This is a genomic window from Cellulomonas sp. NEAU-ZC6 (assembly GCF_056844425.1).
The window spans coordinates 407,724-427,033 of sequence record NZ_JBXFYH010000003.1 but is presented as its reverse complement, the minus strand read 5'-3'; the positions used below and the strand labels follow the sequence as shown (position 1 = coordinate 427,033).

General features: G+C 76.6%; 14 protein-coding genes. 4 read left to right on the top strand and 10 right to left on the bottom strand.

The window, feature by feature from the left end; translation table 11 throughout:
• Positions 1 to 193: 193 nt before the first annotated feature.
• From AC1050_RS15510 to AC1050_RS15495, 4 genes are all read right to left on the bottom strand, one after another.
• On the bottom strand, positions 194 to 1,063 hold the full coding sequence (locus AC1050_RS15510; protein ID WP_482388300.1) for an MBL fold metallo-hydrolase: 870 nt from the start codon (positions 1,061 to 1,063) through the stop codon (positions 194 to 196).
• Positions 1,060 to 3,273: an alkaline phosphatase family protein gene (locus AC1050_RS15505; RefSeq protein ID WP_482388299.1), complete on the bottom strand. Its 2,214-nt coding sequence runs from the start codon at positions 3,271 to 3,273 to the stop codon at positions 1,060 to 1,062. Before AC1050_RS15505 ends, AC1050_RS15510 begins: the two co-directional genes overlap by 4 nt.
• Positions 3,274 to 3,327: 54 nt before the next feature.
• Positions 3,328 to 3,561 carry a DUF3046 domain-containing protein gene (locus tag AC1050_RS15500; RefSeq protein WP_482388298.1) on the bottom strand — a complete coding sequence of 78 codons (234 nt, stop codon included), beginning with the start codon at positions 3,559 to 3,561 and terminating at the stop codon, positions 3,328 to 3,330.
• 69 nt (positions 3,562 to 3,630) lie between these two features.
• Complete coding sequence (locus tag AC1050_RS15495) at positions 3,631 to 4,101, bottom strand: hypothetical protein (RefSeq protein WP_482388297.1); 471 nt, start codon at positions 4,099 to 4,101, stop codon at positions 3,631 to 3,633.
• A gap of 119 nt (positions 4,102 to 4,220) precedes the next feature.
• Between AC1050_RS15495 and AC1050_RS15490 the strand changes: the two genes are divergently transcribed.
• Together AC1050_RS15490 and AC1050_RS15485 are read left to right on the top strand one after the other, a co-directional pair.
• Positions 4,221 to 9,404: an Lhr family helicase gene (locus tag AC1050_RS15490; protein WP_482388296.1), complete on the top strand. Its 5,184-nt coding sequence runs from the start codon at positions 4,221 to 4,223 to the stop codon at positions 9,402 to 9,404.
• A 30-nt stretch (positions 9,405 to 9,434) separates the two neighbouring features.
• Positions 9,435 to 10,244 (top strand): DNA-formamidopyrimidine glycosylase family protein, encoded by an 810-nt coding sequence (locus AC1050_RS15485; RefSeq protein WP_482388295.1) that lies wholly within the window; start codon positions 9,435 to 9,437, stop codon positions 10,242 to 10,244.
• A gap of 148 nt (positions 10,245 to 10,392) precedes the next feature.
• Here the strand turns inward: AC1050_RS15485 and AC1050_RS15480 are convergent, their stop codons facing one another.
• The 5 genes from AC1050_RS15480 to AC1050_RS15460 all read right to left on the bottom strand — a co-directional run bounded on the left by AC1050_RS15480 (position 10,393) and on the right by AC1050_RS15460 (position 15,420).
• Positions 10,393 to 10,731: a helix-turn-helix domain-containing protein gene (locus tag AC1050_RS15480; protein ID WP_482388294.1), complete on the bottom strand. Its 339-nt coding sequence runs from the start codon at positions 10,729 to 10,731 to the stop codon at positions 10,393 to 10,395.
• 215 nt (positions 10,732 to 10,946) lie between these two features.
• Positions 10,947 to 11,441, bottom strand: a complete 495-nt coding sequence (locus AC1050_RS15475) for a CinA family protein (protein ID WP_482388293.1) — start codon at positions 11,439 to 11,441, stop codon at positions 10,947 to 10,949.
• Positions 11,438 to 12,091: a CDP-diacylglycerol--glycerol-3-phosphate 3-phosphatidyltransferase gene (pgsA, locus tag AC1050_RS15470; RefSeq protein WP_482388407.1), complete on the bottom strand. Its 654-nt coding sequence runs from the start codon at positions 12,089 to 12,091 to the stop codon at positions 11,438 to 11,440. The genes AC1050_RS15475 and pgsA overlap by 4 nt, the downstream gene beginning before the upstream one ends.
• Positions 12,092 to 12,179: 88 nt before the next feature.
• Positions 12,180 to 14,912, bottom strand: a complete 2,733-nt coding sequence (locus AC1050_RS15465) for an FtsK/SpoIIIE family DNA translocase (protein ID WP_482388292.1) — start codon at positions 14,910 to 14,912, stop codon at positions 12,180 to 12,182.
• A gap of 97 nt (positions 14,913 to 15,009) precedes the next feature.
• Positions 15,010 to 15,420, bottom strand: coding sequence for a hypothetical protein (locus AC1050_RS15460; RefSeq protein WP_482388291.1), 411 nt, complete (start codon positions 15,418 to 15,420; stop codon positions 15,010 to 15,012).
• 88 nt (positions 15,421 to 15,508) lie between these two features.
• Here AC1050_RS15460 and AC1050_RS15455 point away from each other — a divergent pair, with 88 nt between their 5' ends.
• The gene (locus AC1050_RS15455) at positions 15,509 to 16,171 is read left to right on the top strand and encodes a TetR/AcrR family transcriptional regulator (protein WP_482388290.1); all 663 of its coding nucleotides are present in this window, start codon (positions 15,509 to 15,511) and stop codon (positions 16,169 to 16,171) included.
• Entirely contained in the window at positions 16,171 to 17,349 is a 1,179-nt protein-coding gene (locus AC1050_RS15450; protein WP_482388289.1) for a DNA glycosylase AlkZ-like family protein, read from the top strand. Before AC1050_RS15455 ends, AC1050_RS15450 begins: the two co-directional genes overlap by 1 nt.
• A gap of 268 nt (positions 17,350 to 17,617) precedes the next feature.
• On the opposite strand, the gene AC1050_RS15445 is transcribed toward AC1050_RS15450, so the two are convergent.
• Positions 17,618 to 19,303 carry a ribonuclease J gene (locus AC1050_RS15445; protein WP_482388288.1) on the bottom strand — a complete coding sequence of 562 codons (1,686 nt, stop codon included), beginning with the start codon at positions 19,301 to 19,303 and terminating at the stop codon, positions 17,618 to 17,620.
• Positions 19,304 to 19,310: the final 7 nt, after the last annotated feature.

Genomic DNA, 19,310 nt, shown 5'->3' with positions numbered 1-19,310 from the left:
GTCTGATGTGTCGTCGCAGTGACGCTATGCCCGACCACCGACATGCACCCCGGCGCCGTCCACAACCCGCACCGGCGGTCCCACCTGGGGACCACCGACGGGCCGCGCACGACCTCGCGGCGCGTCACCGAGGACCACACTAGCCGAACACCTGTTCGATCCGGCACGGGCGCACCCGGCGTGTCGCCGACGCTCAGCCGGCCGCCGTGCCCGCCCCCTCGACCTGCCCGTCCGGTCGCGCGTCGGGCGTCCCGGAGGGCCCGAGCCGCTCCGCCGTCGACCCCAGGTGCACCGCCTCCCCCGGCGCGAGCACCACCGGCTCCACGTGCCCGCGCCGCGACAGCGCCCGGGCGAACGCCGGGCCCGCGCGGTCCATCCAGCCCGGCGGCAGCCGCCGGGACGCGGGGGCGTGCAGCGTCCCCCAGTGCACCGGGACGGCCCACCGCGCCCCGACCGCCTCGCAGACCGCCGCGGCCTGGTGCGCGTCCATGTGCCCGCCCGACAGCCGCGGCCCCCAGCCGCCCACCGGCACCAGCGCGAGGTCGAGGGGCCCGCCGGCCAGGTCCGCGAGGTGCCGCATCCGCGGGTACGGCGCGGTGTCGCCGGCGAACCACGCGCGCAGCCCCGGGGCGACGACCAGGAACCCGTGCGTGGCGTTCGGGCGGTGCGGCATCGGGCGGTGGCCGTGCTCCGCCCGGACGGGCCGGACGCGGACGGCGGTGCCGGGCACGGTCCACCACTCGTGCGCCCCGAGACCGCGCGCGGGCAGCCCCTGCCGCGCGAGCCAGTGCGCGTTCGCCCGCCCCGACACCACCGGCGCGTCCCCGAGCAGCCGCAGCGACCCCAGCTCGGCGTGGTCGTGGTGCAGGTGCGAGATCAGCACGACGTCCGCGCCCGCCCAGTCCTCGCGGCGCGGTGCCTCCGTCCTGCGGCGCAGCAGCCCGGCGTGCGGCCGCAGCAGCGGGTCGGTGACCAGCCGGGCGCCGCCGACGTCCAGCACGACGGTGGCGTGCCCGAGCCAGCGCACCGTCGCCCCGGCACCGCTCGGGTCGCCCGCGGTCACGGCGTCGCCCGCGGGTCGCGGGCGTCGCGCTCGGCCGGCGCCCCGTCCGCCGCCCCGTCCGCCGCCCCGTCGTCCCTCCCGGCGTCCGCGAGCGCCACGGATCCCGTCCGCGCGTCACCGGGCCGCAGCCCCAGCCCGGCCGCCCACCGCACCAGCTGCTCGTGCACCCGGTCGGCGCCGACCGGCATCCGCTCCCCGCCCACCGGTCGCAGGAGGTCGTCGTCCACCGGCAGGTCCACGGGGTGCAGCAGCACGGCGAGGTTCTGCGCACCGCCGAGGCCGCCGTGCGACCCGACCTGGCCCTCGAACGCGTGCACCCGGCCGCCGGGGCTCACGTCCGACAGCAGCACCAGGTCGCCCACGTTCCCGAGCCGGCCGAGCCGGCGCAGGTCGTCCGCGGCCATCGACCCGTAGCGCGCGACCGGGTCCGTCCCGTCGACCGGCTCGTGCCCGTCCGAACCGTCCACCTCGAGCCACGCCACCCCGCCCGGCCCGACGGCCATCAGCCCGCGCGCCGCCGTGTCGACCAGCACCAGGCCGACGCCCGGCGTCGCCGCCAGGCCGCGCACCAGGCCGGGCCAGCGCTGCTCGACCTCCTCGAGCACCAGGCGCCGGCCGGCCTGCGGGAACCACACCATGCCGAGGTTGCCCGAGCCGGTGACGGCCACGTCGGGCACCCCGTCGGACGCGGGCGACGGCTCCGGGCGCCGCTCCCGACCCTGGGGTCCGAGCACCACCGACCGGTCCTCGCCGTGCCGCGCCGCGGTCCCGCTGAGGAAGGCGTTCAGGGGCCCCCACTCCTCCTCGTCCGCCGCCTGCACGGCGTCCGCCCCGGGCGCGTCCATGTGCTGCCGGACGACGTCCACCAGCGGCCGGCCGGTCACCTGGTCGAACGTCGCGCCGAGGGACTGGCCGTGGTCGGACAGCACGACGACGCGGTAGTCGCGGGGCGCGGCCGCCGCGACGCGCACCAGGGTGTCGAGCACCCGGTCCAGGCCCTCCAGCGCGCGCAGCGACTCCGGGCGGGTCGGGCCGGCGTGGTGCGCGATCTCGTCGTAGTCGACCAGGTCGACGTACACGACCGGCGCCCCGCGGACGAGCTGCTCGGCGACGAGCGACGTCGCGAGGTCGCGGAGCAGCACGTTGGACACGCCGCGCAGCACCACGTACCAGCCGCGGCGCGGGACCCGGGGCCGCACGTCGCGGACCCGCTGCCGCCGGCCCTGGTAGAGCTCCTTGACCATCTCCCCGACGGTCAGGGTCACGGCGCGCGCCAGCACGAACGGGCTGGCGAAGAACCGCAGGTACGACGTCCCGGGCCCGATGCCCCGTCGCGCCTGGCTCATCACCAGCAGCTGCCGCTCCGCGTCCCCGGAGAACATGGTCGCGACCGCGGCGCCGCCGTCCGCCAGGAGCCCGCGCCCGTCGGACAGCCGCTGCTCCACCAGGGCCGCGTCGTCCGGGTGGTTCGTCACGACCAGCCGCCCGGTCTCGCGGTCCCACCACCGGAACGACGGGATCCGGTCGGCCGCACCGTGCAGCAGACCGGCCTGGCTGGCCGGCGTGGTCGACGGGGTCTGCGCCCACCAGGTGCGCAGCACGTGGCTCCCCTCGGCCGTCCAGCGCGCCATCGTCGGCACCAGACCGGCGTCCACCGCCTGGGCCAGCACCGGGGCCGCGACGCCGTCCAGCTGCACGACCAGCAGGCCGGGCTCCCGGTCGTCGGGGACGGCACCGCCGCCCTCCCCCGCGCGCCGGGCGTGCGCCCGGGCCCGGCGCAGCACGTCGCCGACGACGTAGTCCGAGTCGGACGCGCCCCAGATCCAGCGCCCGACCGCCATCACGAACGCGGTGATGACGAGGACCTGGATCACGTCCCAGGGGTTCGTCGCGTGCACCCCGGGGACCAGGGACAGCGCGAACCAGGCGACCGCCACCTGCGCGGCGAGCCCGGCGACCAGCGCCCCCATGGCGCCGCCCACCCGCGCGAGCAGCCGCAGCGACGGACGCAGCACCAGGTCGCCGACCGCGACGAGCAGGGCCGCCAGGACCACCGCCCCGGGGTTGGTCGCCGACACGCCGTCCACGAGCGCGATCGCGATGCCGAGGCCGACCGCCGTCGTCACCAGCCCCAGCAGCGCGTCGCCGACGTCGCTGAGCGTGACCGCCCACGATCCCGGCGGCGGGCGGTGCGGGGCGGCGGACGGCACGCCCCCAGCGTGCCACTGGACGGCGCGCGCGGGCAGGCCCCCGCGCGGGTGCCTTCAGCGGCGGGGCGGTGCCTGCCGGTGCTGGTCGAGGCCCCAGCGCTGCGGGTCGGGGATGTCCAGCTCGTCGCACAGGGCGTGCCAGACGTCGCGGGGCTCGGTCCCGGCGTCCAGGGCCTGCTCGGCGGTCCGGGCGCCGAGCGTGGGCAGCACGAGCTCGTGCACCAGCGCGCGCCCGTGGGCGCTGCCGAGCACCTCGTCGACCAGCTGCCAGAACTCCCGGTACCGCACCGCGCCTCCCCGTCCGTGTGGGCTCACGAGCGTACGACCCGTGGGCACCACCCGGCGCGCGGTCTTCCCTCAGCGGCCGGCGACCGGGAGCGACATGATCCAGCCCGACGGCGGCAGCGCGGCGTCGACCGCCGCGGTGTAGGTCCGGGCGCCGGGTCCGGTGCCCGCCGTCACCTCGAGGTCCGACGGCGCGGGGCTGGCCAGTGCCACCGCCAGCAGGTGCGCGAGGAACCCCCGCACCCGCGGCCGGCGCCGGGCGCGGCCGGCGAGCAGGGCCTCGACGACGGCCACCACGTCCGCCCGCGGCACCTCCAGGTCGACGACGCCCTCGACCTGCACGGCGTCGCGCCGGTCCCGGTGCAGCCGGACCACGACGTCCGGCACCCCACCGAGCTCCACCACCACGGCACCGCCCTCGGCGCCCTGGACGTCGTCCTCCCACGGGTCCGCCTCCGGCACCGGCGCGGGTGGCCGGCCGTGCGCGGCACCCGTCGCCCACAGCGCACGCACCACGGCCTGCGTCTCGTCGTCGATCGGCATGCCCCGCATCCTGCCCGACCGGCCGCGGCTCCGCGGGCGTTCCGGGCTCGGGCGCTCCGCCGGCGGATTCTCGCGTCGCCGCCCGGGATCGACGCTGGCGACGCGAGAATCCGCTGGGGATGCGCGGGGCGCGCGGCGGGGACGCCGCCGGCGAGGCCGCAGGTGGGGGCGCGCGTGTCGGTGCCGCGGGACAGAATGGCGCGGTGACCCCGCCCCCGACCAGCCAAGCCACCGGCGGACCGACGCCCGCCGACGTGCTCACGCGGTTCTCCGAGCCGACGCAGGACTGGTTCCGGGGCGCGTTCGCGGAGCCGACGGCTGCGCAGGCCGGGGCGTGGGACGCCGTGTCGACCGGACGGCACGCCCTCGTCGTCGCCCCGACGGGCTCCGGCAAGACGCTCGCGGCGTTCCTGTGGGCGCTGGACCGGATCACCCACCAGCCGCCGGACGAGGCCGCCGACCCGCTGCAGCGCTGCAAGGTGCTCTACGTCTCGCCGCTCAAGGCGCTGGCCACGGACGTCGAGCGCAACCTGCGCTCCCCGCTGGTCGGCGTCCGGCAGGCGGCGACGCGCCGCGGCCTGACGCTGCCCGACGTCCAGGTGGGGGTGCGCACCGGCGACACCCCGCCGAGCGAGCGCCGGGCGTTCGCGACCAGGCCGCCGGACATCCTCATCACGACGCCGGAGTCGCTGTTCCTGGTGCTGACGTCGGGCGCGCGCGCCGGGCTGCAGGGCGTGCGGACCGTGATCCTGGACGAGATCCACGCCGTCGCCGGCACGAAGCGCGGCGCGCACCTGGCGGTCTCGCTGGAGCGGCTCGACGCCCTGCTGGACCGCCCCGACGGCCCCGGGCCCGCCCAGCGGGTCGGTCTGTCGGCGACGGTCACGCCGGTGGACCGGGTGGCCGCGTTCCTCGCGGGCGGCCGCGCACCGGCCGACGGCGGCCGCGAGGTCGTCGTGGTCCAGCCGCCCTCGACCAAGAAGATCCAGGTCGACGTCGTCGTCCCCGTCCCGGACCTCACGGACCTCGGCGCGCCGCTGCCCGACGACGGCGCACGGCGGCAGAGGAAGAAGGGCGACGACCTGCCCCCGCTGGCCCCCGGCGAGGTGGACCTGACCGGGCAGGCGGCGAGCGACGGCGCCGCCGGCACGCGGCCGTCCATCTGGCCGCACGTCGAGGAGCGGGTCGTCGACCTGGTCGCGGAGCACCGGTCGACGCTGGTGTTCACCAACTCCCGGCGCGGGGCGGAGCGGCTGACCGCCCGGATGAACGAGGTCTGGGCCGAGCGGCAGGGCGAGGACGTCCCCGACCCGTCGACGCTGTGGGCCGCGCAGGTCACCGCGCAGTCCGGGACGGCGGTCGGCGTGGACTCCCGCGACGCGGAGACGATCATCGCCCGCGCCCACCACGGGTCGATGAGCCGCGCGGAGCGCACCCGCACGGAGTCCGAGCTCAAGGCCGGCCTGCTGCCCGCGGTGGTCGCGACCAGCTCGCTCGAGCTCGGCATCGACATGGGCGCCGTCGACCTGGTGGTCCAGGTCGGTGCGCCGCCCTCGGCCGCGAGCGGGCTGCAGCGCATCGGGCGTGCCGGTCACCAGGTCGGCGCGGTGTCGCACGGCGTGGTGTTCCCGACGTTCCGGGGCGACCTGGTGCCCGCCGCCGTGACGGCGCTGCGGATGCGCGCGGGCCAGATCGAGCCGCTGCACGTGCTGACCAACCCGCTGGACGTGCTCGCGCAGCAGGTCGTCGCGATGGTCGCCCAGGAGGACTGGACGGTCACCGAGCTGGCCGCGGTGGTGCGCCGGTCGGCCCCGTTCGCGACGCTGGGCGACGCGACGCTGCGCGCGGTGCTCGACATGCTGGCCGGCCGTTACCCGAGCGAGGAGTTCGCCGAGCTGCGGCCGCGCATCGTCTGGGACCGGGCCACCGACGTGCTGAGCGGCCGGCCCGGCGCGCTCCGGCTCGCGGTGACCAGCGGCGGGACCATCCCGGACCGCGGCCTGTACGGGGTGTTCCTGGCCACCGGCGCCGAGACCGCGGACGTGCCGGTCGACCCGGAGCGCTCCGGCGGCCGCACCCGCGGCGGCAAGCGGGTCGGCGAGCTCGACGAGGAGATGGTCTACGAGTCCCGGGTCGGCGACACCTTCACGCTCGGGTCCAGCACGTGGCGGATCCAGGACATCACGCCCGACCGCGTGCTCGTGACCCCCGCCCCCGGCGTCCCGGGGCGGCTGCCGTTCTGGAAGGGCGACTCGCAGGGCCGTCCGGCCTCGCTCGGCCGCGCGATGGGCGCGTGGTCGCGCGAGGTCGCCGACCTGCCGGACGCCGACGCCCGCACGCGGGTGGCCGAGGCGGGGCTCGACCCGTGGGCCGCCGACAACCTGCTCGGCTACCTGCGCGAGCAGCGCGACGCCACCGGGGTGCTGCCGAGCGACGTGACGGTGGTGGTCGAGCGGTTCCGCGACGAGCTGGGCGACTGGCGCGTCGTCGTGCACTCCCCGTTCGGCGCGCGGGTGCACGCCCCGTGGGCGCTGGTCCTCGGCGCCCGGCTGCGCGAGCGGTTCGGCGTGGACGCGGCCGCGCTGCACGCCGACGACGGCATCGTGCTGCGGCTGCCCGACATGCTCGCGGCCGCGGCCGACCCGGTCGGCGACCTGCTCGGCTGGACCGCACCCGACGCCTGGTCCGCCGACGGCAGCCCGTCCTCCCCCGGCGGGCTGTCCGACCCGGCGCCCGTCGACGCGACGGACCTGCTGATCGAGCCGGACGAGGTCGCCGAGGCCGTGCGCGCCGAGCTCGGCGCGTCGGCGATGTTCAGCGCGCGGTTCCGCGAGGCCGCCGCCCGTGCGCTGCTGCTCCCCCGGCGGCGGCCCGACCGGCGGCAGCCGCTCTGGCAGCAGCGGCAGCGCTCGGCGCAGCTGCTGAGCGTCGCGTCCCGGTACCCGGACTTCCCGATCCTGCTCGAGGCCGTGCGGGAGTGCCTGCAGGACGACTTCGACATCGACGCCCTCGTCGACCTGATGAAGGACGTGTCGGCCGGCCGGGTCCGCGTCGTCGAGGTCACCACCACCCGGCCGTCGCCGTTCGCGCAGTCGCTGCTGTTCGGCTACACCGCCCAGTTCCTGTACGACGGCGACGCCCCGCTGGCCGAGCGCCGCGCGGCCGCCCTGACGCTGGACCCCACGCTGCTGGACGAGCTGCTGGGCGGCGGCGGCGGCTCGCAGATCGCCGACCTGCTCGACCCGGACGCCGTGCTGCGCACCGAGGGCGAGCTGATGGCCACCGACTCGGACCGCCAGGCGCGGACCGGCGAGCAGGTGGCCGACCTGGTGCGCCGGCACGGGCCGCTGCCGCTCGCCGGCGTCGAGGCGCGCACCCGCGAGGACGTGCGCGGCGAGGTCGCGGGCTGGCTGGCCGACCTGGAGCACGCGCGCCGGCTGATCCGGGTGCGGATCTCGGGCGTGCCGGCCGGCGAGGAGGAGCAGTGGGCCGCCGTCGAGGACGCGGGCCGGCTGCGGGACGCGCTGGGCGTGGCGCTGCCCGTCGGCGTCCCCGAGGTGTTCACCGAGGTGCTGCCGGACCCGCTCGGCGACCTGCTGCGCCGGCACGCGCGGACGCACGGCCCGTTCCCGGCGGTGGCCGTCGCGGCCCGGTTCGGGCTCGGCACCGCCGTGGTGCAGGCCGCGCTGCGGCCCCTGGAGCGCGCCGGTGTGGTCGTGCAGGGCCGGCTGCGGCCCGACGCGCTCGGCGGGGTCGGCGACGAGTACTGCGACGCCGACGTGCTGCGGACGCTGCGTCGCCGGTCGCTGGCCGCGCTGCGGTCCGAGGTCGAGCCGGTGCAGCAGGTGGCGCTGGGCCGGTTCCTGCCGTCCTGGCAGCAGGCCACGCACCGCCCGGGCCGCCCGGACCAGACGTCGGCCGGCTCGCTGCGCGGTGTCGACGGCCTGGCGCGGGCCGTCGAGCAGCTCGCCGGTGCGGTGGTGCCGGCCTCGGCCCTCGAGTCCCTGGTGCTGCCGGCACGGGTGCCCGACTACGGCCCGGCGCTGCTGGACGAGCTCACGGCAGCGGGCGAGGTGCTCTGGGCCGGCCACGGCACGCTGCCCGGCAAGGACGGGCTGATCAGCCTGCACCTCGCCGCGACCGCGGACCTCACGCTGCCGCTGCTCGCGCCGCCGGGGACCGAGCCGGCGCCCGCCGACCACCTGGACACCCCGCTGCACCGGGCGCTGGTCGAGGCGCTGCGCGGCGGCGGGGCGTACTTCGTCGGGGCGCTCGCCGGCCGGGTGGCCGAGGCGCTCGCGCCCGAGCAGCCGCCGTCCCAGGCAGCGCTGGTCGACGCGCTGTGGGACCTGGTCTGGGCCGGGCTGGTCTCCAACGACGGGCTGGCGCCGCTGCGCGCCCGGCTGGCGGGCGGGAAGACCACGCACCGGACCACCGCGTCACCGGCACCGTCGCGCGCCCGGACGCTGACGATGGGCCGGTACGGCGGCCGTCCGAGCCTGCGCGGCAGCGGGCTCGGCCTGCGCAGCGCCGGCCTCGCGGGCGGCGGGCTGGGCGGGCTGGGCGGCGGGCAGGCGTCCGCCGGCGGGGAGGCGGGCGGCCGGTGGTCGATGCTGCCGGCCCGCGAGGGCGACCCGACCCGCCGCGCCCACGCCCTGGCCGCGCAGCTGCTGGACCGGCACGGCGTGCTGACCCGCGCCGTGGCCCCCGCCGAGGGGGTCGCGAGCCAGTTCGCCGGCGTCTACCGGGTGCTCGCCGCGCTGGAGCAGGCGGGTCAGGTGCGCCGCGGCTACTTCGTCGAGCACCTGGGCGGCTCGCAGTTCGCGCTGCCCGGGGCGGTCGACCAGCTGCGGTCGGACGCCCGGCAGCTCGAGCGGCTGGCCGAGCAGTCCGCGCCCGCCGACGCCGACCGGTCCGTGGTGCTGCTCGCCGCCACCGACCCGGCGAACCCCTACGGTGCCGCGCTGGCGTGGCCGACCCGGGCCGACGCGCCCACCGGGCACCGGCCGGGTCGCAAGGCGGGCGGCGTCGTGGTGCTGGTGGACGGCACCCTCGCGCTGTACCTCGAGCGCGGGGGTCGCACGGTCCTGACGTTCAGCGACGACGAGCACGTGCTGCGCCTGGCCACCGAGCGGCTCGCCGACACCGTGCGCGACGGCCGGCTGGGCCGTGTGACGCTCGTGCGCGCCGACGGCGAGGAGCTGCTGTCCGGCGGGGTGGAGTCGACGGCGCTCGGTCGCGCGCTGGCCCTCGCCGGGTTCGCCCCGACGCCCCGCGGGCTGCGGCTGCGGGGCGCGCGATGAGGGCGATCCGCACGACGCCGGCGGAGACCCGTGCCTGAGGGCGACATCCTGGCGCGTACCGCGCGGCGGCTGAACGAGGCGCTGGCCGGCCGCGAGATCGTCCGGAGCGAGCTGCGCTGGCCGTCGGCGGCGACCGTCGACTGGGTGGGGAGCACGGTCCTGGTGACCAAGTCCTACGGCAAGCACCTGCTCACCCGGTTCGACGACGGCCGCACCCTGCACACGCACCTGCGGATGGACGGGTCCTGGCGCGTCGCCCGGACCGGGTCCCCCGGCGCCCACGCGGGCGGCCACGTCGTGCGGGCCGTGCTCGCGAACGCCACGTGGACGGCGGTGGGCGAGCTGATCGGCATGCTCGACGTGGTGCCGACCCGCGACGAGCACACGCTGATCGGGCACCTCGGCCCCGACCTGCTCGCCGAGGACTTCGAGACAGCGGGGATCCCCGAGGTGCTGCGCCGGTGGGCGGCGCGGGGCAGCACGCCGGTGTGCGAGGTGCTGCTGGACCAGACCGTCGTGGCGGGGATCGGCACCATCTACATGGCCGACTCGCTGTTCCTGGAGCGGATCTGGCCGTGGACGCCCGCGGACGAGGTGCCCGACCCGACCCGGCTGCTCCGCGTGGCCCGCGCCATCATGCTCCGGTCGGTCGGGACGTCGCTGCCGTCCACGACCGGCGAGGTCTACCGCGGCCGGAACACCTGGGTGCACGGCCGGCTGAAGGAGCCGTGCCGGCGGTGCGGCGCACCCGTGCGCCGCGGGCTGGCGGGGCACCCGCCGACCGAGCGGCCGGCGTACTTCTGCGGGGTGTGCCAGCGGCCGCCGCTGCCCGCTACCTGACCGCCCAGCACCGCGCAGCACCGCGGGCGCCGGCCCGCCCGGCCGGGCGCGCCGGACGCCCCCGGACGCGGCGACGCCCGGCCGTCCGCCGAGCGAGGGCGGGACGACCGGGCGTGGCCGGTGTCGTGGTGGGGGTCCTCCGGGAGGCTCAGCCGATGGGGGCGAGCTCCGGACGACGACGGGACCAGGAACCGTCCTGGCCACCGAGGGCCGACGCGAGGTCGGCGGGGACGGTGTCGGGGATCAGCAGACCCTCGGCCACCGCGATGCGGTCGCTCACCTCACGGAGGACGACCGACATGGGGACGGCGAGCGCCTCGCAGATGCTGGCGAGCAGCTCGGAGGACGCCTCCTTCTGACCGCGCTCGACCTCGCTGAGGTATCCCAGCGACACGCGGGCGGCGGAGGACACCTCGCGCAGGGTGCGTCCCTGCCGCTGGCGGGCATCCCGCAGCACATCACCGATCTCACGGCGCAACACGACCATCTGGCGTCCCCCTCTCGTGTCTCGATCCTGCTCCTGCCGAGCCGCCGGCGCCCCCGCGGGGACGGTCCGTGCGACTGCGGCACCCTTGTGGCCCCGCGTCGGGAGGCTCCCACCGTACAGGTCGCCGCCCCGACGGGCAGCGCCAGGACGGGTGGACGGACTGGTGTTGATCACGTGTCTTCCAACGCGCCCGGGTGCCCCGGTGTTCCCGGCCGTCACGCGGGTGCGTCCGGTCGCACCGCGGCCGCCGCCTCGCGGAGCACGGCGACGCAGGTGGCGGTGCGGATCGCGGCCCGGTCGCCGGCCAGCGCCAGGGTGCGCACGACGGTCCCCCGCGGGGTCGCGACGGCGACGTGCACCGTCCCGGGTGAAAACCCGTCCTGCCGGTCCGGTCCGGCGACGCCGGTGGTCGACAGCCCGACGTCGGCGCCGAGCACCCCGCGCACCCGCTCGGCCATCTGGCGGGCCACCTCGGGGTGCACGGCGCCGTGCGCCGCGAGCAGGTCGGCGTCCACGCCGAGCACCGTGCGCTTGACGTCCGTGGCGTAGGCGACGACGCCGCCGCGCATCGACCGCGACGCCCCGGGGACGTCGACGACCGTCGCCGCGAGCTGCCCGCCGGTCAGCGACTCGGCGGTGGCGAGCGACCAGCCGCGCTCGCGCAGCGCGTCGAGCAGCGCCGCGGCCTCCCCCGCACCCGCTGCCGTCATCGCGGCGACGTGAGCGCGTCGGGCCCCGGACCCGTCCCGTCGGCGTGCGGCGACGTGGTCCCCGTGGCTGCGGCGTGCCGGGCGACCTCGGACGTGCCGCCCGCCGTGTGCTCCCGGTGCACCCGGACCGCCGTGCGCACGTAGTCTAGGCCGGTGACCAGGGTGACGACCACGGCGACGCCCATCAGGACGCTCGCGACCACCGTCACCCAGGCGGGCAGGTGGCTGAGCGGCAGCAGGTAGACCCCGAGCGCCACGGACTGCAGCACGGTCTTGATCTTGCCGCCGCGCGACGCCGGGAGCACCAGGTACCGGAGCAGGAAGAACCGCATCACCGTGATCCCGAGCTCGCGCACGAGGATCGCCCCCGTGACCCACCAGCTGAGGTCGCCGATGATCGACAGGCCGATGAGCCCCGCACCGATCAGCGCCTTGTCGGCGATCGGGTCGAGCAGCTTGCCCAGGTCGGTCACCAGCCCGAGGCGCCGGGCCAGGTACCCGTCGAGCCGGTCGGTGGCGGCGGCGAGGACGAACATCCCGGTCGCGACGAGCCGCCAGGTGACGTCCTGCCCGTCGTCGACGAGCAGCGCCCACGCGAAGAACGGCACGACGGCGATGCGGAGCACCGTCACGACGTTGGCGACGTTCATCGGCGAGGGGCGAGTCACCCCGACAGCCTACGTGCCCGGGGTCCCGGGCTCAGCCCGGGCGGTCACGCGGCCGGGGCCGGGGTGGGCGTCAGCGCAGGTCGTCGGCGTCGTCGTGGTAGTCGACGGCCTCGGGCGGCTCGCCCGGCATCCGGCCCTCCGGGGCCGCGTACCGGTTGTCCTCGGCGGCCTGCGGCTCGGGCTCGCCGCGCAGCATCGCCAGGGTCCCGGGCAGATCGTCCGGCTGCACCAGCACGTCGCGGGCCTTGGACCCCTCGGAGGGGCCGACGATCTCCCGCGACTCCAGCAGGTCCATCAGCCGGCCGGCCTTCGCGAACCCGACCCGCAGCTTGCGCTGCAGCATCGACGTCGACCCGAACTGCGAGGTCACCACGAGCTCGGCCGCCTGCAGCAGCAGGTCCAGGTCGTCGCCGATGTCCTCGTCGACCTGCTTCTTGACCGCGGCGACGGCGACGTCCTCGCGGTAGACCGGCTTGAGCTGGGTCTTCACGTGCTGCACGACGGCGTGGATCTCGCTCTCGGAGACCCAGGCGCCCTGCGTGCGCATCGGCTTGGCCGCGCCCATCGGCAGGAACAGCGCGTCGCCCTGCCCGATCAGCTTCTCGGCGCCCGGCTGGTCCAGCACGACGCGGGAGTCCGTCAGCGACGAGGTGGCGAACGCCAGCCGGGACGGCACGTTGGCCTTGATGAGGCCGGTGACGACGTCGACCGACGGCCGCTGGGTCGCGAGCACCAGGTGGATGCCGGCGGCGCGTGCCAGCTGCGTGATGCGCTGGATCGACGCCTCGACGTCGCGCGGTGCGACCATCATGAGGTCGGCCAGCTCGTCCACGATCACCAGCAGGTACGGGTACGCGGCGATCTTGCGCTCGGAGCCCGGCAGCGGCTTCACCTTGCCGGCCTTGACCGCGACGTTGAAGTCGTCGATGTGCTTGAACCCGAACATGGCGAGGTCGTCGTACCGCGCCTCCATCTCCCGCACCACCCACTCGAGGGCCTCGGCGGCCTTCTTCGGGTTGGTGATGATCGGGGTGATCAGGTGCGGGATGCCCTCGTAGACCGTGAGCTCGACGCGCTTGGGGTCGACCAGCACCATGCGCACCTGGTCCGGCGTCGCGCGCATGAGGATCGAGACGATCATCGAGTTCACGAAGGACGACTTGCCCGCGCCGGTCGCACCGGCGACCAGCATGTGCGGCATCTTGGCCAGGTTCGCGGTGACGTACCCGCCCTCGACGTCCTTGCCGACGCCGATGACCATCGGGTGCTCGGTGCGGCGCGCCGCGCTGGACCGCAGGACGTCGCCGAGCGACACCGTCTCGCGGTCGGTGTTCGGGATCTCGATGCCGATGGCCGACTTGCCGGGGATCGGCGACAGGATGCGGACGTCCGCGCTGGCCACCGCGTAGGCGATGTTCTTACTCAGCGCCGTGACGCGCTCGACCTTGACGCCCTTGCCGAGCTCGACCTCGTACCGCGTGACCGTCGGCCCGCGGGTGAAGCCGGTGACCTGGGCGTTGATCTCGAAGTTCTCCAGCACGCCGGTGAGCGCCTCGACGACGCGGTCGTTCGCGGCGGAGCGCACCTTGTGCGGCGCACCCTTGGCCAGCACGTCCTCGCTGGGCATCGTGTAGAGCACGTCGCCCTCGAGCATCGGCTGCTCGCCGCGCGGCACCCCGGTGGTCGGGGGCGCGACGGGCTCGGGCCGCGGCGTGGCGGCGGGAACCGGGGCGCCGGCGGCCCCCGCAGTGCCCGCGAGGTCGCCGACGGCGGTCACGGCCTGCGTGGGGGCGGTGCCGGTGGCCTCGGCCGCAGCCAGCTCCTCCGCGGCGAGGACGGCGGTCGCCTCCTCCTCCTCGCGGCGCCGGCGCTCGACGTACGCCGCGCGCTCGAACGCCTCGTCGCCCGCGTAGCCGTCCAGCAGGGGGTCCTCGCCGGCGTCCGCGTCGCGGTCCTTCCTGCGCTTGCCGAGCAGGCCGCGCCGGGCCGGCTTGGCCGGCGGCTCCTCGATGGCGGTGTGGCCGGCGTTGATGATCAGCGGCGCGTCGTCGTCCTCAACCTCGGCCTCGGCGTCCCGGTGGTTGCCGGTGAGTCGGTCGTAGACGTCGCGCAGCCGCGGGCCGATCTGGTTCACGGGGGTGGCGGTGACGACCAGCACGCCGAAGAACGCCAGCAGCACCAGCAGCGGCACGGCCGCCCACGCGGTGACCAGGCTGACCAGCGGCGTGCCGACCAGGTAGCCGACGATGCCGCCGGCGTCGCGCACGGCCTCGAACCCGCCGGACGGGGCGGGCAGGTCCTGCTGCACGTGCACCAGCGCGCAGGCCGCCAGCGTGATGGCGGTGACGCCGATGCCGATCCGGGAGTTCGCCTGGTTCCGCTCGGGGTGCCGCATGAGGCGGACCGCGAGGCCGACCAGGGCGACGGGCACCGCGACGGAGACCCGGCCGAACGTGCCGGCGACCACGACGTGCACGGCGTCGCCCGCCATGCCGTCCAGCCCCCACCACTCGCGGGCGGCCACGACGATGGCCAGCGCGATCAGGAAGAACGCGGCACCGTCCCGGCGCAGCGCCGGGTCGAGGTCGCGCGCGCCGTGGCCGACGCGGCGCGCCGCACCGCCGACGACGTGGGCGCAGCCCATCCAGACGCCGCGGATGATGCGCAGCGGCAGGGCGGGCCGGGTCGGGGGCGGCGGCGTGGCACCGCGGGCACCGCTCGCGCGCCCGGCCGGCGCCGCCGTGCGGGCGCGCGCGGACGGCGCGGCACCACGGGTGGCGGTCGAGGACGGACGGGCGGCCATGGTCCTCACGGTAGCGGGCACGGCCGGTCCCGGCGGGGAGCGCGCGCCGGTGGGACGCGTGTCGGTGACGGGCGACACAGCCCGTGGGTACCGCCGGTCACGCGGACAGCAGCCCGACGCCGAGGGTGGTCACGCCGGCCGCGATCGCGAGGGCGCCCGCCGGCAGGAGCACGACGAGCCGGTTCGGGCGGGTCCGGCCGCGTCCGGTCGCGGACAGGAAGAACCCGGCGGGCAGCAGCACGGCGCCGACCAGCACCCCGGTCTGCGCGAGCCACCGCCAGAAGCCGGCCAGGTCGGTCGCCTCGCCGAGCAGCAGGCAGACGAGCCCGAGCGTGACCAGCACGCCGGCGTGCGCGTGACCGGCCCGGTAGAAGGACCGCTGCAGGTCCGTGGCCTGCTCGCGACCGGTGACCACCCGCAGCAGGAAGAACCCGCCCGACTCCACGGCCACGACCGTCAGCGCGACGACGCCCGCCGTGACCCGCGCCGCCTCCGTCAGCTCCAGCATGCTGCGCCCCTGCCGTCGACCACCAATGCGAACACTGTTATGGAACAGCGTTCGGCAACCCCGGGTCAAGTGCGTACACTCGGCCGACATGGCGCGACCCCGGCTGCACGACGACGCCCTGCGGGACCGCCTGCTCCAGGTCGCCGCGGAGGCCGTCGCGACCGCCGGGACGAGCGGCGTGACCGTGCGGGACGTGGCGGAGCGCGCCGGCACCTCGGCGTCCGCGGTGTACTCGTTGTTCGGCGGGCGCGCGGCCCTGGTGCGCGCGGTCGGTGATGCGGCGTTCGCCGGGTTCGCAGCGCACCTCGCGGAGGTCCCCCGGACCGACGACCCGCGCGCGGACCTGCTCGCGCTGGGGCTCGCGTACCGGGAGCACGCGCTGACCCACCCGCGGCTGTACCGGGTCATGTTCAGCACCAGCGGCGCCGGGGCGCAGGACCCAGGGCGCGAGGCAGCGACGCAGAGCAGGTCCTTCGCCGCGCTGGAGGACGGCGTCCGCCGCGTCCTCGCGCACGGGCAGGACGCGCCGGCGGCACCGGACGCGCGCGAGCCCGCGCTGGGCCTGTGGGCCCTCGTGCACGGCCTCGTCGAGCTCGAGCTGGACGGCCTGCTGCCCGGGACGCCCGCCGAGCAGGCCGCCCGGTACACCGCCGTCCTGCGTGCCGCCGGCCCCGCCGTGCTCGCAGCGGGACCGGGCCCGGGCACCGCGGGACCGGGCGCGCTGTCGGAGGGCCGTGGCACCGTGGGGTGATGAGCCAGCGCGACGCCTCGGTGCACCCGTCGGCCGTCACCGTCGACCAGGTCCTCCGGTACCGCCTGCGGGTGCAGCAGCTCGACCGCGCCCACGACCCGGGCCGCGCGGTCACCGACGCGACGGTGCTCGACCTGGGGGTGCAGGACACGGGACCCGACGGCGCTCTCTGGGCGCTCGCGCTGCGCGGCGTGCCCGTCGCCGCGCACGACTGGCCGGACGACCTCGCGCTCGCCTGGACCGTCCGGGGCGCCCCGCACGCGTACCGGCGGGCCGACCTGCCCGCGGTGCAGCGGGCGGTGCGGCCGTACTCCGACGCCGACGCGGGCAAGCGGATCTACGACGCCGCGAAGCCGCTGCGCGCGGCGGACCTGCGCCCCGTGGACGCACTGGCGCACGCCGCCCGCACCATGCGGGACGTCGTGACGGAGCCGATGGACAAGGGCAGCGTGTCCACCCGGATGACGCAGGAGCTCACCGAGCCCTACCTGCGCTGGTGCCGCGGGTGCGGCGTGACGCACATGTGGGAGATGCCGTTCCGGCTCGCGGCGCTGCACGGCGGGCTGGAGCTGGAGCCGGACACCTCTCCCCCGGTGCTGCGCCGGATCCCGCGGTTCCCGGCCGGGCAGGTCGGGGCGGTCGAGCGGGACGACGCCACGGACGGGGACGACGGTGCGTTCGACCTGGTCCGGGGCGTGCTGCACCTGCTCGGACCCGCGCGCCCGAAGGACGTGGCCACGTTCCTGGACGCGCCGCTGCCCGACGTGCGCCGGCGGTGGCCCGCGGACGCGGTGCCGGTGCACGTGGCCGGCGACGACCGCCCGGGCGACCCGGCCGCGGTGCTGCCGGAGGACCTGCCCCTGCTGCGGGACGCGGCCGACCGCGGGGACGAGCGGGTGGTCCGGCTGCTCGGCCCGTACGACCTGCTGCTGCAGGCCCGCGACCGGGAGGTGGTCGTGCCGGACCCCGCACGGCGCAAGGCGCTGTGGCCCGTGCTGGGCCGGCCGGGCGTCGTGCTCGCGGACGGCGAGCTGGTCGGCACCTGGCGCCCGCGGGCCCGGGGCCGTCGCCTGGCCCTCGAGCTCGACCCGTGGGTCCCGTGGGACGCCGGCCTGGAGGCGGCGGTGGCCGAGCAGCACGCGCGCCTCGCGGCGTTCCGCGGCGCCGACCCGGCCTGACCTCCCGACGCCGGACGCCGGGACACCGGGCGCCGGGACATCGGGCGCCGAGGTCGTCAGACATGGGCGAGGTCGTCATGCAGGAGTGACGACCTCACCCGCGTATGACGACCTGGCGAACGGGCGGCGGCGCGCGCCGGTGGCGGGGCGGCGTCGCGCCGAGCGGGTGGCGTCCCGGGCGCCGATCGGCCGGCGCCCGGACGGCGACGGCCCGGTCGCGCGCGCCGCGAGGGGCGAGCGGGACCGGGCCGGAGCGCGGGCGGGCGGGTCAGGCCTCGACGACCACCGGGATGATCATCGGCCGGCGGCGCAGGCGGTTGGACACCCAGCGGCCGACGACGCGGCGCACGACCTGCTGCAGCTGCTGCGTGTCGACGGCGCCCGAGCGGGTCGCGTCCTCGAGCGCGGCGACGACGTCCGGGAGGATGCCGTCGAACACCTTGCTGTCCTCGGCGAACCCGCGGGCGTGGATCTGCGGGGCGACGAGCACCTTGCCGTCGGTCGAGCTGACCACGGCGAAGATCGAGATGAAGCCCTCGTCGGACAGGATCCGGCGGTCCTTGAGGTCGGTCTCGGTGATGTGGCCGACGCTGGAGCCGTCGACGAACACGTAGCCGCACGGCACGGCGCCGACGACGCTCGCCCGGCCGTCGACCAGGTCGACCACGACGCCGTCCTCGGCCAGCACGACGCGGTCGGCGGGCACGCCCGACTTCACGGCGAGGGCGCCGTTGGCCACGAGGTGCCGGACCTCGCCGTGCACGGGCATGACGTTCCGCGGCTTGAGGATGTTGTAGCAGTACAGGAGCTCGCCGGCGCTGGCGTGGCCGGAGACGTGCACCTTGGCGTTGCCGCCGTGCACGACGCGGGCGCCCAGCCGGGTCAGGCCGTTGATGACCCGGTAGACCGCGTTCTCGTTGCCCGGGATCAGGGACGACGCGAGGATCACGGTGTCGCCGAGGCCGACCGAGATCTTGTGGTCGTTGTTGGCGATCCGGGACAGCGCGGCCATGGGCTCGCCCTGCGAGCCGGTGCACATGAGCACGAGCTCGTCGTCGCGGATGTCGCCCATCCGCTTCTGGTCGACGAGCACGCCCTCGGGCACCTTGAGGTAGCCGAGCTCGGCCGCGATGGTCATGTTGCGCACCATCGACCGGCCGACCAGGGCGACCTTGCGGTCGTGCGCGGCGGCGGCGTCCAGCACCTGCTGCACGCGGTGCACGTGCGAGGAGAACGACGCGACGACGATCTTGCGCGCGGAGGTCGCGAACACGCCGTCCAGCACGGGGCCGATGTCCCGCTCGGGCGTGACGAACCCGGGGACCTCGGCGTTGGTGGAGTCCACCATGAACAGGTCGACGCCCTGCTCGCCGAGCCGCGCGAAGGCGCGCAGGTCGGTGATCCGGCCGTCCAGCGGCAGCTGGTCCATCTTGAAGTCGCCGGTGTGCAGGACGGTGCCGGCGGGGGTGGTCACGGCGACGGCGAGCGCGTCCGGGATGGAGTGGTTCACCGCGACGAACTCGCAGGAGAACGCGCCGATCTGCTCGGTCTGCCCCTCGGCCACCACGAGCGTGTGCGGGGTGATCCGGTGCTCCTTGAGCTTCGCCTCGACGAACGCGAGCGTGAGCCGCGAGCCGATCAGCGGGATGTCCTTGCGCAGCCGCAGCAGGTAGGGCACCGCGCCGATGTGGTCCTCGTGCCCGTGGGTGAGCACGATGCCGTCGACGTCGTCCAGGCGGTCGGCGATGTAGTCGAAGTCCGGGAGGATCAGGTCGACGCCGGGCTGGTGGTCCTCGGGGAACAGGACGCCGCAGTCGATGATGAGCAGGCGGCCGCCGTACTCGAGGACGGCCATGTTGCGGCCGACCTCGCCGAGCCCGCCGAGGGCCACGATGCGCAGGGCGCCCTCGGGCAGGGCGGGCGGCAGGGCGAGGTCGGGGTGCGGGTGGGACATGCTTCTC

Excerpts from the sequence above, each read along its gene's own strand:
- AC1050_RS15480 (WP_482388294.1), bottom strand. The coding sequence starts at position 10,731 with ATGGTCGTGTTGCGCCGTGAGATCGGTGATGTGCTGCGGGATGCCCGC.
- AC1050_RS15495 (WP_482388297.1), bottom strand. The coding sequence starts at position 4,101 with ATGCCGATCGACGACGAGACGCAGGCCGTGGTGCGTGCGCTGTGGGCG.
- pgsA (WP_482388407.1), bottom strand. The coding sequence starts at position 12,091 with ATGAACGTCGCCAACGTCGTGACGGTGCTCCGCATCGCCGTCGTGCCG.
- AC1050_RS15450 (WP_482388289.1), top strand. The coding sequence starts at position 16,171 with ATGAGCCAGCGCGACGCCTCGGTGCACCCGTCGGCCGTCACCGTCGAC.
- AC1050_RS15465 (WP_482388292.1), bottom strand. The coding sequence starts at position 14,912 with ATGGCCGCCCGTCCGTCCTCGACCGCCACCCGTGGTGCCGCGCCGTCC.
- AC1050_RS15460 (WP_482388291.1), bottom strand. The coding sequence starts at position 15,420 with ATGCTGGAGCTGACGGAGGCGGCGCGGGTCACGGCGGGCGTCGTCGCG.
- AC1050_RS15445 (WP_482388288.1), bottom strand. The coding sequence starts at position 19,303 with ATGTCCCACCCGCACCCCGACCTCGCCCTGCCGCCCGCCCTGCCCGAG.
- AC1050_RS15455 (WP_482388290.1), top strand. The coding sequence starts at position 15,509 with ATGGCGCGACCCCGGCTGCACGACGACGCCCTGCGGGACCGCCTGCTC.
- AC1050_RS15490 (WP_482388296.1), top strand. The coding sequence starts at position 4,221 with ATGCGCGGGGCGCGCGGCGGGGACGCCGCCGGCGAGGCCGCAGGTGGG.
- AC1050_RS15475 (WP_482388293.1), bottom strand. The coding sequence starts at position 11,441 with ATGACGGCAGCGGGTGCGGGGGAGGCCGCGGCGCTGCTCGACGCGCTG.